This is a genomic window from Pseudomonas sp. MF5691 (assembly GCF_016405645.1).
In the GTDB taxonomy this organism is placed as follows: Bacteria; Pseudomonadota; Gammaproteobacteria; order Pseudomonadales; family Pseudomonadaceae; genus Aquipseudomonas; species Aquipseudomonas shahriarae.
The window spans coordinates 74,107-89,165 of sequence record NZ_JAEKDC010000012.1 but is presented as its reverse complement, the minus strand read 5'-3'; the positions used below and the strand labels follow the sequence as shown (position 1 = coordinate 89,165).

General features: G+C 55.2%; 12 protein-coding genes. 5 read left to right on the top strand and 7 right to left on the bottom strand.

Annotated elements, in window-relative coordinates:
* Nucleotides 1–27 precede the first annotated feature (27 nt).
* Nucleotides 28–342: a hypothetical protein gene (locus tag JFT44_RS18020; RefSeq protein WP_198830994.1), complete on the top strand. Its 315-nt coding sequence runs from the start codon at nucleotides 28–30 to the stop codon at nucleotides 340–342.
* A 253-nt stretch (nucleotides 343–595) separates the two neighbouring features.
* On the opposite strand, the gene JFT44_RS18015 is transcribed toward JFT44_RS18020, so the two are convergent.
* Nucleotides 596–1,648, bottom strand: coding sequence for an ADP-ribosylglycohydrolase family protein (locus JFT44_RS18015; protein ID WP_198830993.1), 1,053 nt, complete (start codon nucleotides 1,646–1,648; stop codon nucleotides 596–598).
* Nucleotides 1,649–1,658: 10 nt separating this feature from the next.
* Entirely contained in the window at nucleotides 1,659–1,916 is a 258-nt protein-coding gene (locus JFT44_RS18010) for a hypothetical protein (RefSeq protein ID WP_069673146.1), read from the bottom strand.
* A 119-nt stretch (nucleotides 1,917–2,035) separates the two neighbouring features.
* Here JFT44_RS18010 and JFT44_RS18005 point away from each other — a divergent pair, with 119 nt between their 5' ends.
* Nucleotides 2,036–2,911 carry a WYL domain-containing protein gene (locus tag JFT44_RS18005; protein WP_019582650.1) on the top strand — a complete coding sequence of 292 codons (876 nt, stop codon included), beginning with the start codon at nucleotides 2,036–2,038 and terminating at the stop codon, nucleotides 2,909–2,911.
* A gap of 140 nt (nucleotides 2,912–3,051) precedes the next feature.
* Here JFT44_RS18005 and JFT44_RS18000 read toward each other — a convergent pair whose 3' ends face one another.
* Nucleotides 3,052–6,453: a TM0106 family RecB-like putative nuclease gene (locus JFT44_RS18000; RefSeq protein ID WP_198830992.1), complete on the bottom strand. Its 3,402-nt coding sequence runs from the start codon at nucleotides 6,451–6,453 to the stop codon at nucleotides 3,052–3,054.
* Between the two features lie 62 nt (nucleotides 6,454–6,515).
* Nucleotides 6,516–7,997, bottom strand: a complete 1,482-nt coding sequence (locus JFT44_RS17995; RefSeq protein WP_198830991.1) for a hypothetical protein — start codon at nucleotides 7,995–7,997, stop codon at nucleotides 6,516–6,518.
* Nucleotides 7,998–8,373: 376 nt separating this feature from the next.
* On the opposite strand from JFT44_RS17995, the gene JFT44_RS17990 reads away from it, so the two are divergent.
* The 3 genes from JFT44_RS17990 (at nucleotide 8,374) to JFT44_RS17980 (ending at nucleotide 10,842) form a co-directional block, all read left to right on the top strand.
* The gene (locus JFT44_RS17990; RefSeq protein ID WP_198830990.1) at nucleotides 8,374–9,387 is read left to right on the top strand and encodes a YafY family protein; all 1,014 of its coding nucleotides are present in this window, start codon (nucleotides 8,374–8,376) and stop codon (nucleotides 9,385–9,387) included.
* A 36-nt stretch (nucleotides 9,388–9,423) separates the two neighbouring features.
* Nucleotides 9,424–10,074, top strand: a complete 651-nt coding sequence (locus JFT44_RS17985) for a HEPN domain-containing protein (RefSeq protein ID WP_198830989.1) — start codon at nucleotides 9,424–9,426, stop codon at nucleotides 10,072–10,074.
* A gap of 90 nt (nucleotides 10,075–10,164) precedes the next feature.
* Complete coding sequence (locus tag JFT44_RS17980; RefSeq protein ID WP_198830988.1) at nucleotides 10,165–10,842, top strand: hypothetical protein; 678 nt, start codon at nucleotides 10,165–10,167, stop codon at nucleotides 10,840–10,842.
* Here the strand turns inward: JFT44_RS17980 and JFT44_RS17975 are convergent.
* From JFT44_RS17975 to JFT44_RS17965, 3 genes are all read right to left on the bottom strand, one after another.
* Complete coding sequence (locus JFT44_RS17975) at nucleotides 10,839–11,048, bottom strand: hypothetical protein (RefSeq protein WP_070413310.1); 210 nt, start codon at nucleotides 11,046–11,048, stop codon at nucleotides 10,839–10,841. The two genes, JFT44_RS17980 and JFT44_RS17975, sit on opposite strands and share 4 nt — an antisense overlap.
* 618 nt (nucleotides 11,049–11,666) lie before the next feature.
* On the bottom strand, nucleotides 11,667–13,640 hold the full coding sequence (locus JFT44_RS17970) for a DUF262 domain-containing protein (protein ID WP_198830987.1): 1,974 nt from the start codon (nucleotides 13,638–13,640) through the stop codon (nucleotides 11,667–11,669).
* The gene (locus tag JFT44_RS17965; RefSeq protein ID WP_198830986.1) at nucleotides 13,633–15,042 is read right to left on the bottom strand and encodes a DUF262 domain-containing protein; all 1,410 of its coding nucleotides are present in this window, start codon (nucleotides 15,040–15,042) and stop codon (nucleotides 13,633–13,635) included. The genes JFT44_RS17970 and JFT44_RS17965 overlap by 8 nt, the downstream gene beginning before the upstream one ends.
* Nucleotides 15,043–15,059: the final 17 nt, after the last annotated feature.

Here is a 15,059-nt window from a genome sequence, read left to right as displayed (position 1 = left end):
TTGCCAGGGTAGCCAGCAGACAGGGGCGTGAACGTCACAACGCGCATGCTCCTGCCGCGTTTCAATCGATGCAAAGCCAAGGCCGCAAAACTGAGCCCGGTGCGCCAGCACCAGTTGCTGGGCCTCGGGCTTGGGGTCGTTGACATTGGAATTGATCTGGAAGCGTTGCACCACGTACTTGACCAGCACATTCTGCCCTTCACCAGCGTCAAGGCTTCCATGGACCCGGACCTATTCGGCAACCTGTGCATCATCGATACACCGGACTATAACCCTGGTACGACCGGTGGGGCTGCTGCTTCAAACCACAGCACTGCAGCTTCCTTGGTCAATCAGGCATAGGTCTGAGTCATCGGGCTTGACCCGGCCGGAACCATCGACCAGTCCGACATTGAATTCATCGAGTCCACGCCGTTCCATGCAGAGTCGCTGTACATCGTGCTGAACAAAGCTGATGTGAAATCTCAAGGTTCAAAGCCCCGTCCTGTACGCAGCTCGATAAAACGGGCGAACTATCACCCACCTATTCTTCAGAATCGTTGCCGCGCCAGTAGCTCCGCGAGCGCCCCTTTGAGCCACCCTGCGTTACGTGTGCTCAACTCCCGGGATATGCCAATTCGATCTGCTGATCGAACTCGCCGCCAACCCCACAGTACTCACGGGGCACGCGCTCAAGATCCTCAGCTACCTGCACAATCACCTCACGCAATTCCAGTTGCTCAAACCATCGAGCAGGAATCGCTGTAGCACCATACTGTGCCCCCAACAAATGCCCGGCGATGAGCCCGGTACTGTCGCTATCACCACCGTGATTCACCGCTCTGATCACGCCCTCTTCTAACGAGGAGGCTGCCAGGGCGCACCACAATCCGATAGCCAGCGTTTCTTCGGCGACCCAGCCACCACCGAGTTCGCCTATTCGTTGCGCGGTGGGCTGGTAGCCCTCGTAAAAGAAGAAGAGAACACGCTCAATGAGGGCTCGTGTTTCTTCCATACCGGGAACTTGACCGTATTGGGCCAGGCTCTGAGTGATCGCGTGTTCCAGGCTGTCTTCTCTATCGACAATGCGCTGGAGAATATCGGCAAACATCCCGGCCGCCAGATAGCCCGTAGGATGCCCGTGAGTCAGGCGTCCTGACTGGGCAGCGTAGTCAAAGGCGTTTGCAAAGAAGGCGCAAGGTGCGGCTCGCATCAGGGCACCACAGCCTTTACTGTTGTTCTCGGCCACAGCGCCCAGCCGTGGACTGGCCTTGAGTGCAGTGAGACAGGTAGTACCAGGTGTGCGCCGAGACCAGAGCGCCGGTTGCTCGAACAACCACCCGTCTCCATCAACCGGTATCGCAGCAGCGTGACCCTGGGTTATCAGCCAGCGCAGTAGTGAATGATGAATGACGTCAGGGACGTGGCAAGCCCCTCGTGAGCTACCGCGCACGTAGGCCCGCAACAAGCCTTCCGCGGTAAAAAGCATCATCTGAGTGTCATCGGTAATGGCGGCGGTGATACCGTACGCCGGAACAAAATCGATGATTCCCTGTGGACCGAACCTGGCTTCGATTACCGACCACTCGAGAAACTCCACTGGGGCGCCTAACGCGTCGCCAACAGCGCCTCCCAGCAGGCAGCCTTTAATCCGTTCAAGTCTGTTCATGTCCATTCCCTTATCCCTCAGCCGGGATCAATTCCTGCAAAATCACCAGCTTTCTTTGCAACTGCTCGATATGTGCTTTTTCAGCGCGCAGTGCCGAACGCAACTCGCGGTTCTCTGCCTCCCAAATCCGCGCCCAGCGCGCATTTTTTTGGCAGCCCATAGCCATCTGCCAGAGCTCACGCAATCTCAGACACTGATGCAGTAACACCAGCAGGATTGCTCCCATCATCAGCAATGCACCCGTCGAAACCGCTTCCGACATACTCATGTCCACTTCCTTTCGTGACTTCAATTCATTTTGAAGACAGACACACGATATGTAGTGTTAAGCGACAGGTCTAGAATGTAGACTTATACAGGTAAAGTATTCGCGCACATGGAGAGGGTATGAAACGCAAGCAGTCCATCGAACAGGTCCGCTGGGATCTGGCACTTCGCTATCGTTTGATTGAGACCGTTGCCTGGTGGGAGGGCCGGTTAACCACGGGACACTTGATGCAGAGCTTCGGTATCAGTCGCCAGCAGGCGTCCAAGGACATCAACACCTACATCACGGAACATGCGCCTAAAAACCTTACATATGACAAAAAAATAAAAGGCTACGTGCCCGGCAAGGCGTTCACGCCGCTGTTCATCGACGACAGCGCAAGCGCCTATTTGCACCTGCTCTACCAGAACAACGAACGCGCTCCTCACATTGATGGGCTCGCCCTGGCTTACGCTCACACCAAGGTGCTGGAAGTCCCGGATCGCCCGATCCGGCCGGAAGTCCTGCGCCCATTGCTCAAGGCCTGTCGCGATGGCCTGCGCCTGGAAACCGAGTACGTATCGCTCAACACACCAAACGTGGAAATTCGACTGATCGCCCCTCACACACTGGTCTACACCGGTATGCGCTGGCATGTGCGGGCTTACTGCGAGAAGAACGGCCAGTACCGCGACTTTGTACTCAGCCGCCTGCGGGGCCAGCCGGATTTGCTCGACGAATCGCAGAACACTCGTGAGCTGGATGAAGACTGGAATACCGAGATACCCGTCATTTTTGCAGCCGATGGACGGCTGAACGCAGCGCAGAAGTCAATCATCGAAACCGACTTTGGCATGACTGATGGCCAGCTGGTAGTGCCCAGTCGTAGAGCGCTGGTGAAGTATGTATTGCAACGCTATCAGATCGACCCGAGAAATCAGGCCACTAACCCCGAGGCACAGCAAATCGTGGCAACCAACCTCAAGGAGTTGCGTCCCTGGCTCATGAATGACTGACGCGCATCTCCCTTTTCCAATGTGCTTCGTTCATGGTCGAGTGTGGGCTAGCGGTCATTGTGGCCAGTCCACGTTCTGCCAAGCCGGGAGCACTCTTCGAGCCAGGTTTGCCTGATAGATGTAAAAGCCCCTTGGGATTGCTATGCACGACGAACAGGGGCGCTGGCAACCGTTCCATACCTGACAGCCATGCACAATCCGTTAACCAGGCTCATGTCGTGCGGAGTCAGACAACGAATGGCTGTCAGATCAGGGCTGGCGACAATACATGCCAGTGACTTCGCCCGACTGACGGCCACATTCAAGCGGTTCTTCGAGTACAGAAAACCAATGTCTCGGGGCAGATAATCCTCATTCGAGGTCGCCATCGACACGATGACGATCTCTGCTTCCTGCCCCTGAAACTTATCCACAGTACCGACTCGAGCACCCGCTGGCAGCACTTGTTTCAACAATTGCACTTGCAGGTTATAGGGGGCTACTACCAGGATGTTTTCGATGCAGATCGCGTGCTCGACGCCCTTATTATCCACATAACGCTGGCGCAAGAAGTATGCGTAAAGGTCTTTGACCCGTGCCGCCTCTTCGGCCGAACTTTGACTGTTGCCATCGTGCTCCACAGAGCAAAACATCAGTCCGCTATTGGGCACTTCCGGTCGCTGGCCATCCAGCACCAATACCCGCTGCTCGGTACCGGGCGCCGAAGAAAGCTGACCTTCGTACACAGCCTGCGAAATGAACGAGCACACGTTGGGGTGCATGCGCCAGGTTTGCGCCAGGAACACTCCGCGATCAGATGCGATAGTGGGTGTGCCATCCAGCAGATAGTCGAGGATGGAATCGCCCGAGCGGCCCGGATGCACGCCTTGCACCGGCTGTGACAATTGCATCTGGTCGCCCATCAGTACGATGTTGCTTGCAACCATACCCATCGTGACCAGGTTCGCCACGCTCACTTGGCCAGCCTCGTCGATAAACAGATAGTCCAGTTGCTCGGTGAAGGCGGGATCGGCAAACAGCCACGCAGTGCCGGCCGTCAAATCAATGTTCGGCCCCCAAGCATCGAGAAATTCGGTTTTGTCCTCGATCGAACGAATGCAGCGGCCAGTGAACTCCGTACCCTCTCCCTCCGAGGATTTTTTCAAACCCTTGAAAGTGAATCCCTCCTCTTGCGCACGAGACTCGACAGCCGCCAGCAGGTTATTGATAGCGTGGTGCGAATTGGATGTCACACCTATGCGATTGCCTGCCTTGAGCAAGTCCACGATGACATGGGAACCGGTATAGGTCTTACCTGCACCCGGCGGTCCTTGAATAAACAGCACGCTGTTATCGAGATTGCGTACCACTTGCTTGATGGCATCAATGGTCGGCAGACCGGGATCAAGCAGTGGCGCACCAGGCTCAACGTCTTTCACCCGTGGGGCGCGTCGATGCAGGAAGTCTGTAACCGCCTGGAAGCGCTGTTCGCCTGCCAGGAGGCTGTCGGCATAACGGAACAACGCCTTGCGCAGCGAAGTGGACGGGATTGGCTTGCCGGGGATCATGTCGAAGTAATCAGGCGGCGCGTTTCTCTCGGTAGCCTTGAATGTCGCCAGACCGTTGTCATGGTCCAGATCAACCAGCTGTGCGCTGACCAGGGACTCGGTGATGACACCTTGAGAGCCGGTACGCATTTTGGTTTCTTGAGGCTCGAAACTGTACTCATACAGATAGGACCGATTGATCGGCTCCGGAGGTGTTTTTGTGCGCTGCAATCCGGCCAGACTCTCGATATCCTCCAGCAGTTCCTCTGTTGTCATGTCCAGACGGCTGAACATCTGCCACCACGTCGGTTTATCTGCGCGGCGGTGGAAGTCGAGTAGCTGGAAAGTGAGCAAGGTGACCTGATCCTCGTCACTCATGGCCTCTTCCTCGATTGGCAGGCCACCGAGCAGACGAACGCGATAACTCTCCAGAAGAATCTCGATTTCCTTTTGCTCCACGACCGACTTCTCGCTTTCGGCCTGAGTTCCGATAAAAACGCCGGAATTTGACGGTTTGATCTTCAGCAGCCAGTTGCGCAAAAGGTACGTGGATAGCACATCGTCTTCGTTATAGCGCTCGATCTGCTCAAGCAACACCGATTCGCCGGTCTCTTTCCACCGCTCATAAAACACGATACTCGCGCCAGCATTGGTGACATCGCCGTCGCGTTGATCCATGTAAAAGTGCTCGATATTCTTGATCGAATAACTGGGCTCCGAAACCCGGATCGCTTCGCGCACGACCTTGTACAGATCGATCAGTTTGCCGTTGCGCAGCAACCAGTCCACTTGTGCTTCACGCGTCCCATGCTGGCTCATCAGGCGCTTGATGGCCGTCTCTTCGTAACTGGCGTAGTGGTAAATATGCGCGTTGGGGTAACGCTTGAAATGACCGATGACCCAGTCGATGAACTGCTCGAAGGCGACCTTTTCTTCTTCTCGGGTATGCGCCCAGAAGGGCTTGAAGGTTTGCTGCCCAGCTTCGTCGATGTACAGACCGAAGAGGTATTCCAAGCCACCCTCCTCCAGCGGATTGCCCTCCATATCGAAGAACAGATCACCTTCGACCGCCTTGGGCATCCGATGGAAGCCACGCCGCTCACCGGAGACAGGCAGAAGTTCGAACAACGGGACATCACTGGAACGCCCCTGGAACTGCAAACGCGCTTGATGCCGCAACTTGCTCAACGACTCTGCCTGCAATTTCGGAATGCGCAGGTCGTCGGCACTGTCCGCCAGCTGGTGCAATGTGGTCACGCCGGCACTCTGTAACTTCTTGATTTGCGAACGGCTGATACCCGCTACCGCCGAGAGGTGATCGTCCTGCTGTCGTTGTTCGTCGCAGCGATCACGCCAGGCGCAGAACCCACAATGCCCGCATGGTTCGGGATAGGTGAATGGCGGTTCGGCACTGTTCACGAACGCATCGAAACGCTGCAGCACATGCTCCAGATAATCGGCGTAGGCGGCGACCCGAAAGGCCTGTTCGGTACGCGCAGCATCACCGAGTACGACATACATAAACGCTGGCTGCACACCCTGGATCGAGATCAGCATTCGTGAATAAAGCGCAACCTGCACAAGGAACTTGGCCTTGGCCGTTTTCGCCAGCTTGGTGTCGATCACCTCATAGCTGTGGTCGCCCAGTGCCGACGCCAGCGGCACTTTACGCAGAAAGTCAGCATGACCAATAAATGCGCCTTCCTGAAGCGACGCCTGGAAGATGATGTCGACACCGGCCTTCATGGCCTGGATAGTCAGTTCCACCCGACGCGCGAAACTCGGATTGCCCTGGGCAATGTCGACTACGTTGGCATATTCGCTTTTGAGCCGCTCGAAAAAGGCCGCCTCATGGGCCAGGCCTTTGTCCTGTATCAATCGGTTCTGATCGCTCGCCGCCGCTTTTGCCATGGGCAAGACAAGGTTCTGAAGGTCTAGCGCCGTCAGGTGCTGACATTCAAGAAAACCGCAGATATCTGAGGCGGAGTACAGCTGAATTCCGTTTCGGGTTTGCATGGTCGCTCCGGTCCGGTGAAGCGACCTGGATCGCGTCACGCTGGTTCAATGTCGTATGGGAGTCAGGCGTCGAGCAAGCATTCGCAGAAAAATTGCCCAAACAAAGTCGTCGGCAAATGTTGTTCATCCAGCAGACCGAAGTGCTTGCCCACGTTACGCCCCAATGCCATCAACGTCCTTGCGGAGTTCGCGGTACCTGCATACCCGGCACTCATGATGTAGTCGATGCGCTCTTTCTCGGTCGTCGCACGCAGATACGCATTGCCCGTGATCAATACATCCACCAAACAGACACCTACCCGTTCATCACCCAGAGAGAATGGCTCCAATGTCTCGGTCGCCAGTGCCGCACACAATCCATCCTTGCCACCAGCAACGATTCGCTCAAGCTCTTCGAGCGGCCGACCGAACAGGTCGAACTCCTGGATCGTAAACGGGAAACAGTAGCCCAGGGCGGTAGCACGCTTGAGTGATTGATCATTGTTTGGGTCGGCCATCAGCCAGGCAACGAAGGACGCTTTACTGTCGAGTGCGCCGCCGTGACGGAACGTCAGATAATCCTTGAGGACCTGACTGAAGGGGTGCCCCGTAGGTACCCAACCATTGCCGTCACTTTCCCGCGTCTTCACCTCGATCTCTGGCAATGCTGGATTCGGATCAGTCGCCAGCATCGCACCGAAGCACCGCAGGTCGTAGCCGAGCATAAACAGACTGGCCTCGAAGGCGTGGCAACGCGCGGGCATTGACCCTTGCTCGGCGAACCATTTGGTACGTTCAAGCAGGTCTCGAATAATCCAGCCCAAGCGCACTTGCCAACGTGCCCATTCTGCATAATCGATCGCCGAAAACTGCGGCGCCGCCAGCCCGTTCAAGAAAGCTCCCGGGTTGCGAATCTGGCTGCCACGAGCGGCTCCGGACGGGAATGCGAGCAAGGGTTTGCCAACTCCCACCCATTGTTGACGAAACATCGAATACAACATGGCAATCGCAGCGCCTACGCGACTGTCATAAATGGGGGATCCCGAGATATCCAACAAGGCGTGAATCTTGGTCAGGCCAGCATCGAAACGCTCGACGCTACTCGTATCGAGATCATCAAGATCATTGCCACCGTCAAGCGACACAAGTACGGCCATCTTTTTCAAATAACGCGACAACTCGTTTTTTGCGGCCAAACGATGCAAAAAGGGAATGGCTCCCCGCACACCACCCCAACAAAGGATTTGCAAGCATGCCTGCAAAGCTTGTTGTTCATCGCCCGCGTTGACTGCGCTCGTCAGCCACTCGCGAAGCTGCCCGAGAGAGCACCGGGTTTCAGGCCAGGTTTGTGAATCCACCGGGCTTGGGTGGGTGTCCAGCCAGCTTGCCTTCCAGCGATAGTGCTCAAGGACCTGCTCGAACCCCTGGACATCAGCCACCAAACCGCCAGGTACGAACTTGCTGGACTTGAAACGCAGCTTGAACGTGAGCGCCGGCAAATTCGCTTCCAGCCATGCAATGAAAGACTGAACTTCAGGTTGATTCAGGAACTGTTTGCGCTTCATCCCGCCGCCTTCCAGATAGTGTCTAAAGGCCACACCCTAAGCAAAAGACCAAGCTACGTCCACGTTGTTTGTTCATACAGGTAAACAAACGGAACAGGTCCGGAGCCCCGGATAGACACTATTCCTTTGCGCGCAGAGTTTGCCGCGTCCATATGTAAAGAATTCAGGCACACCCATCAATTCAGTCGACATCCATTGTTCCTCACTCGGCGACAAGGTGTGACGCGCATGAGTGCAATGTGCTTCATCCAAAGGTAAAGGCAGAGGCTCCCCGGACATTGAGATGACTTTTTTGCCTCGAACTTATGGCTAGTTGATATTACTCACGCTTGACGCCATGCTCTGCGGTTCGTGAGCCAGAGTAAGGAAACCAGCGTTGCCCACGCACTCCACCCGCACAACCATCTCCCGCCAATGGGAAATGCTCAAACTGCTTCCAAATCGTGCCCCAGGCCTTACTGCCGCCGAACTCCACCAACAGTTGGAAGAGGCCGGCCATCGCACGACAAAACGTACGGTTGAGCGAGACCTCAACGAACTGTCGAGCCTGTTTCCATTGCACTGCAACGATAAAGGCACGCCTTATGGTTGGTACTGGCAACCTGGACGCTCCATCGACCTGCCTGGAATCACGGTGGGAGAAGCGCTGACCCTGCGTTTGGTGGAGGACAGCATTCGCCCATTGGTACCCGGGCTGATGCTCAAGAGCCTTGAACCTCGCTTCAGTCAAGCGCGACAAAAGCTCACGGCTCTTGGTGAGGAAAGCGCTTCGGCGCGCTGGGTCGACAAGGTCGCCAGCGTACAACCGGCACTGAACTTGATTGCCCCGGAAATCAATGCAGAGCATCTGGACCAGTTGCATCGAGCACTGCTCGAAGACTTGCAACTGCACTGCCGGTACCGGTCGGCGAATAAAAATCGCGTGCATGAACTCACGCTCAGTCCACTGGGTTTGGTGCAGCGCGGACAGATCACCTACCTGGTCGCCTGCGCCGAGGTCTTCGACGACGTTCGACTGTACGCAGCCCATCGCTTCGAAGCCGTCACTCTTCTCAGTCAACCCGGCCGAAGACCCGCGGACTTCAAGCTAGCCGATTACGTCCAGAGTGGTGCCATGCAGTTTGGCGAAGGCCAGATGATCCAGTTACGCGCCTGGGTCGACCCCACTCTCGCCAAACGCCTGCGCGAGACTCCGCTGTCGGAGGATATGAAACTGATTGATGAATCGGACGGTGCTCTCTTGACCGCCACGATCAACAACAGCTGGGAGCTGAAATGGTGGCTGCTGTCACAAGCTGGCGCCATCCGTATCGACGAGCCAAAGACTCTACGCCAGTCCTTGATCGACAGTCAGCGCCAAAGTCTGGCCTTGCATGACACCACGATGTGAACGACAACCACCTATCTGCCTAACGAGTCAGCCCTCATGGATTTCCAGACCCTTAAGGCGCGTCACCGCCTTGAACGCGACACTCATCACGTCAATCTCACTTTGCGTGTACACCGCTCCTTGAGCTGGCTGCAGCGGGCAGAGCAGGCAGACGACGCCGACGGCCGTTTCGTCTTCTTGTGGATTGCCTTCAACGCGGCCTATGCGACTGACATCGATGAGAACTATCGACTTTCGGAGCAGGAAACATTCCGCGCCTTTCTTCGCAAGCTGTGCGACCTGGACCAGGGGCGGCAGATTGAGAAATTGGTGTGGTCTGAATTTTCCGGAAGCATTCGCGTGCTGTTGGACAATCAGTACGTTTTTCAGAGTTTCTGGGATTACCAGAATGGCAAGATCAGCGAACAGCAATGGACCGAGCGTTTTGCCGATGGCCGACGCAGAGCGCAGGCAGCGCTGGCACAGCGCGATACCGCTGAAGTGCTCGCGGTGCTGTTCAATCGAATCTACACCTTGCGTAATCAGATCATGCACGGCGGTGCGACCTGGGACAGCAGCATCAATCGACCTCAGTTGCGCGACTGCAGCAATCTGCTCGGCAAGCTGGTCCCGTTGGTCATTGAGTTAATGCTTGATAAGCCCGACACCCTCTGGGGAGACGCCTGCTACCCGGTGGTCCGGGTCTGACGTCCGCAGTCAGTACCGCTGATTGCCACATCCATCTATCAAGGGAAGCAACCGCTTTGCGGTCAAAGCTTTGCGACAAGGAAATTTGCAATGAATAAAATGTTTGTCAGTCCCTGGCTAATGGTTTCCCCCGACGGCCCTGTTACCAGCGCCCTCGACAAACCGGGCCTGATACACATGCGTCAAGGAGATGCTGATGCCGCTTGCGGACCCTACGCCCTCATGATGGGCCTGATTACCCTGGGTGCGCTTGAGAGGGAACATATCGCCTACATGGGCGACTGGGATGGACGCAGTCGCGAAGGCCGATTCCGTAATGCACTTCGAGAGCATGGCGCACTGGTTTCCCGGGGCACAACCACCAAGGACCTGATTGGCCTGGCGGGGCATTTTCGGGGTGAGGGAATTTTGTCTGAGCTGATCAATGGAAATAAGAAAGAGATCGTCGACGCTGTACAGGACGCCATTAAAAGCGACGCTGTCGTCCTGGTCTGCATGAGCTGGTCGAAGCTGGAAGGCCACTGGTTGATGGTCGTGGGGCATCAGGGCTATGAGGATGGCGGTGTCTACCAACCCACTCATCTGCTGTGCCTGGATCCTCTGAGCGAAGCACCAAAGGCATCACTGTGGAACGCGGTCATTGCCGTCTATGACGACGAAGGCAAAGCGGTGCGCGGCGGCACATACTCCTGCGATCATTGGGGCATGGACGGCCAAGTCTCGCCATGCAAGCTGGATCAGTTGTTGACGCTCTGCTTGGAGAGCTAATGCACACTGCCCAAGCCTTGGGCCTCAAGGATCATGCGGTCGAGCATTGCGAGCATGTCGTCGACATCAATTTCCTGGAAACAGCCGCTCTGCTCCTGTTCGAGGATCATGGCGGCGAACTCCTCGCTGTACTCGACCTCACCCTCTGCTTCAACTACCGAGGGTGATGGGGTGTCCGGGTAACCTTCAGCTTGATCTTTACACATCGCAAACCTCGAACTGAATGAGACTTTAGCTAAACGGTCGCGCCAGCTTGGCCTTGAAGATTTCCAGCCCCGTCGCAGGCCGGACATCCAGGTCGACATGCTGGCATGCAGGGCAAGCTGAAAACCAGTCTTTGCCCTCACGCAACGCATCGCTAGGTGGCACAGTTGTTTTATGCCAATGGCATTGGGGGCAGGTGAATGTGAAGGGATGTGGTGGCCAGGGCATTAGAGAACAACCTGCTGGTGGTGAAAAAAACGCGGTCGACAGTGCCGCAGTTGTCAGGCCGATTCAGCAGCTCGTTTTTCCAGCTCTTGTTTCATCTCCATGTATTCACGGAAGAACTCGTAGCCTTTCTTGGCGACGACGATGACGCCAACAATTGCGAACAGATTTTTCATGGTGCGGCCTCTCGGGGTTACAGATCTCAGTGGCTCGGGTCGATGAAAACCATCGTTTTGCCTGTTGATGAAAGAAGCATGAGGGGCCTTCGCGACAGGGAGTGTCGTGAACGGTTGAGCCGACAGTTTTCGCTGAGAACCGCATCCTGGGTCTGAGCGCCATTCCGGATGCGGTGTTCAGAGCGAGGTTCTTGAGTAACCAGATGCATCCTGCAGGGTTTACTCGGTTTCGTGTTTACTGGCGAGGCTCCTGAGCAACACGTTATTCATGTGTTGGGAATGTGTGCATATAGCACCGGCTTCCCAAGGCTCTGCTTCCATCATCAGATACTGCTTAACACTGTCGATGGTGTTGTTCTTATAAAACTCTTTCTTAGCCGCGGGCATGAAATTACTCAGGCGTGAGTTCTTGTCATGGCTGATCAGGCAGAGATTGCCGAACGAATTCAGCGCGCCAGCGTCGAGCTGAACTTGTCCGTCTAATGGATGCTGCGGGTAGTAATGCTCTACCGAACTACGGAAAGTGAATTCATAGGATTTAACCGGCTCGCTTGCGCCGTGCTCAAGCCAAAGCAGGTAGTCCAGAAAGTTGAACACCAGGTTGTTTTCGATGTTGCCAAACGTCAATCTGGACTCAATTTTCTCCGCGGTAATGCTTTCGCGACGTGTCTGACATCCACCCTTGTTCTGATAAATGATCGCGTAGTAATCCAGGCCTGTATCTGGAGCGAGAAATCGGTCAAAGACAAACGCCTTGGCGACCGACTCCATGTGCTGAACATAAGCTTGAGCGTCAATCTGATCAGCATGAAACAGGTGATGCAGCGCTGCATTCAGCCAGTGTTTGTAGACCAGCGTTGGCGTAGAAACATGAAATGCCGACAGCAGCATCAGAATGCGACGGTTGATGCCTTCATTACCGTCCTCTTCGCCGAAGGTATTCACATAACTTCCTCGACCAGCGCGGCTGCGCTCACCGCCCTCATTCCACTTGAAGCGTTTGAAGCTCCAGCCATCAGCGCCCTTGATGAACTCGCGCTTGATTACATACTGGTCAAACAGATACTTGCAGCGCAGCAGGCTGAAGGTAAAACGCTTCACCGCGGCCACTGGGTCGGGTTGTTTTAATACGTACTCTTCAAAGGTGTCGAGCAGGCGCTTGTCATCCAGAGGGATGTCCGCTTGGATATCGACGCGCAGCACATGCAACAGGAAGTTCGGGAAGTTGATAATCGTGTTGAAACGCTCTGGCGAGTCCTCACTTGGCTCATCCTGCTTCGCAGCGACCGGTGCCTTGGCAATGATCTGATCAAGGGTCAAGCGAGTGTCCTGCTGGGCAGCCATCTCTTGCGTACTGTGCAACGCAGCCCGAAGCGAATCGAAGTCAGCGAGTTCAAAACGTCCCCAGTTCTTTTCGCCAAAAATGCTGCCACGCTGTCTAGGCGTGAAGCCCATTTGCACATAGCGCTCCATGTTGGCACAGGCTTCCCACACTACGTGCAAGCAATTCTGACTCCGCTCGCAGCCCTGCAACTTCTCCATCATCCGCGCCTTGAGCACTTCGTGCTTTTCCAACTGCTCACCGCGGTTGTTCATAATCTCGAAGTAATGGTTCAGGTCCGTATCAGCCGGTACCTTAACCCGCATGATTTGTACGAAGTCAAACAAGTAGTCGGCGAATTGCTGAGGCGAAATTCCCTTCTCCTTCAGCTTCTGAGGCAAGACTTTCTGGATCAGCCGATAGCCATTAAGGATTCCGGTATTGATCTGCCTCCCGACCAATACCTCGGCAGGATCGTCGTTGAACTTCCCCTCGAAGATGGCCTCAAAGGTCGCGCGCGAATGTTCGCGGCTGTCAAAGTGAATGCTCAAAGTCGAATACCAGGCGAGATCCACCAACCGGGTGTTTTTCAGATACGACGTCAACAACGACAGGGTCGTCAGCCGCTGTTGGCCGTCAATAGTTTCAAACACCGGGGTTTTGCTATCCGGGCGCTCATACACCACCAGAGTGCCAATGTAGTAATTGCGCGCTTTATCAGAGGTCATTGGCAGGTAGTCGATCACGTCCTGAATCAACTGAGTGATCTCACCCTCCTCCCAGGCGTAATTACGCTGATACATCGGAATAACATACTCAACGCTACCGCTCAGCAGCGCCTTGATGGAAAGCTGCCTGATTTCATTACTCATAATATTTCATCGCCTTGAACAGAGCCTCGATCTCATCGGTCCTGGTTGACTTCGTACCGCTCATCACCGCCAGACTGCAGTTGATAAAGTCGGCAGGACGTGTGGCGTCTTTGATCAACCTGAACAGATTGTTCTCCAGCACGTGGTTATCCATGCTTGCCAGCTGCACTACCTGCATCTTCAGGCGCAGGCTATAGGCCCAGACGAAAACCTTTTCGATGGCACGAGAGATATCCGCGTGACCAAACTTGTCGATGTAATAGATCAACAGGCAATCGAACATCGCCCGTACATAACAATCGCCGGTTCGGGTTCTTGCCGGGTAAGTATTGAGGGTATCCATGATAGTTTTCGCATAGCCATCAAGCCCCTCAGCCCCCACCAGTTCATGCCCGTTCCAGGACTCGGCGCTGATCCGCGCCACTTTGCTCTGGTAGTGGCTGATCAGCTCAAAAAAGCGCCGACCATTGATGATGAGCTGGTCCAGATGAAAGGGAAAACCGAGCTCGCGCGAGTCGATCTTGCGCTCGTACTGCCCGTTGTAGTTATCTACAAAATGGTGGGCGATGCGCAGTTGCTCCACATAGGGATAGCTGGCCACCGTGTCGATGTTCACGCCCTTGAACAAGTCGCTGTCATCTTTGCTGAAGTAACGAGCCGAAACCCCTTTCGACCAGTTGCGGATGCGGTACAGGTACTGGGAGAACAGTGTGGCCAACTCCTTGGAGTCGCTGTTCTCCCAACGCGCTACAGTTGCCGCCTTCAATGGCTCGTCATGCGGGCCGAACTCACGCAGATGATAAGCCTTGAGCAAATCATGGGGCTCCAGGTCCCGGCCCCGCGCATTCTGCGAGTCGAAGAATTGGAAGGCTTCCGACACATCGTTCAAGGCCACGGCCACGACCTGGCACTTGTTCAGGAAGAAGTCGATATGCACCTCGGTGAAGTCCGCGCGGGAAACGATGCGGGCCACCTCAAGGTAATTGCTGTGGATGTTCTTCTGCGAGATCTCGCTGCTAAAGCTTGGATTCACCATCGCTTGCTCAAGTTTTAGCAGGCGCTCTTGCAGGTCTTTGCGTTCGAGCTTTTTTTCTTTGTTACGCTGAATCAACGCACGGGCCGCCAGCAGCAGGCTGACAGTCCGCTGCTGGCCGTCGACGATGTTCCTTGTCCCACCCTCTTGATGAAAAACGATAGTGCCCAAGCGGTAGGCGGACTTGTCCTTGTGGATGGCGATATCGGAGAACAGTTGGTTGATATTCTTCCCGGTCCACTTGTAGGGACGCTGGTACTGGGGAATATCCAGCGCAGAATCCATAAGCAGTTCATAGACACTGACGATCTTGCTGGATAGTTCAGTGGGTTGCGGCAGGTGAATCGCTTCCGTGCTCAGATTGGTCATAGCAGTCGGGTTCTTCC

What these genes read in the sequence shown, in the direction of transcription:
- JFT44_RS18015 (WP_198830993.1), bottom strand. Translation starts at nt 1,648, where the DNA reads ATGAACAGACTTGAACGGATTAAAGGCTGCCTGCTGGGAGGCGCTGTT.
- JFT44_RS18010 (WP_069673146.1), bottom strand. Translation starts at nt 1,916, where the DNA reads ATGAGTATGTCGGAAGCGGTTTCGACGGGTGCATTGCTGATGATGGGA.
- JFT44_RS18005 (WP_019582650.1), top strand. Translation starts at nt 2,036, where the DNA reads ATGAAACGCAAGCAGTCCATCGAACAGGTCCGCTGGGATCTGGCACTT.
- JFT44_RS18000 (WP_198830992.1), bottom strand. Translation starts at nt 6,453, where the DNA reads ATGCAAACCCGAAACGGAATTCAGCTGTACTCCGCCTCAGATATCTGC.
- JFT44_RS17995 (WP_198830991.1), bottom strand. Translation starts at nt 7,997, where the DNA reads ATGAAGCGCAAACAGTTCCTGAATCAACCTGAAGTTCAGTCTTTCATT.
- JFT44_RS17985 (WP_198830989.1), top strand. Translation starts at nt 9,424, where the DNA reads ATGGATTTCCAGACCCTTAAGGCGCGTCACCGCCTTGAACGCGACACT.
- JFT44_RS17980 (WP_198830988.1), top strand. Translation starts at nt 10,165, where the DNA reads ATGAATAAAATGTTTGTCAGTCCCTGGCTAATGGTTTCCCCCGACGGC.
- JFT44_RS17975 (WP_070413310.1), bottom strand. Translation starts at nt 11,048, where the DNA reads ATGTGTAAAGATCAAGCTGAAGGTTACCCGGACACCCCATCACCCTCG.
- JFT44_RS17970 (WP_198830987.1), bottom strand. Translation starts at nt 13,640, where the DNA reads ATGAGTAATGAAATCAGGCAGCTTTCCATCAAGGCGCTGCTGAGCGGT.
- JFT44_RS17965 (WP_198830986.1), bottom strand. Translation starts at nt 15,042, where the DNA reads ATGACCAATCTGAGCACGGAAGCGATTCACCTGCCGCAACCCACTGAA.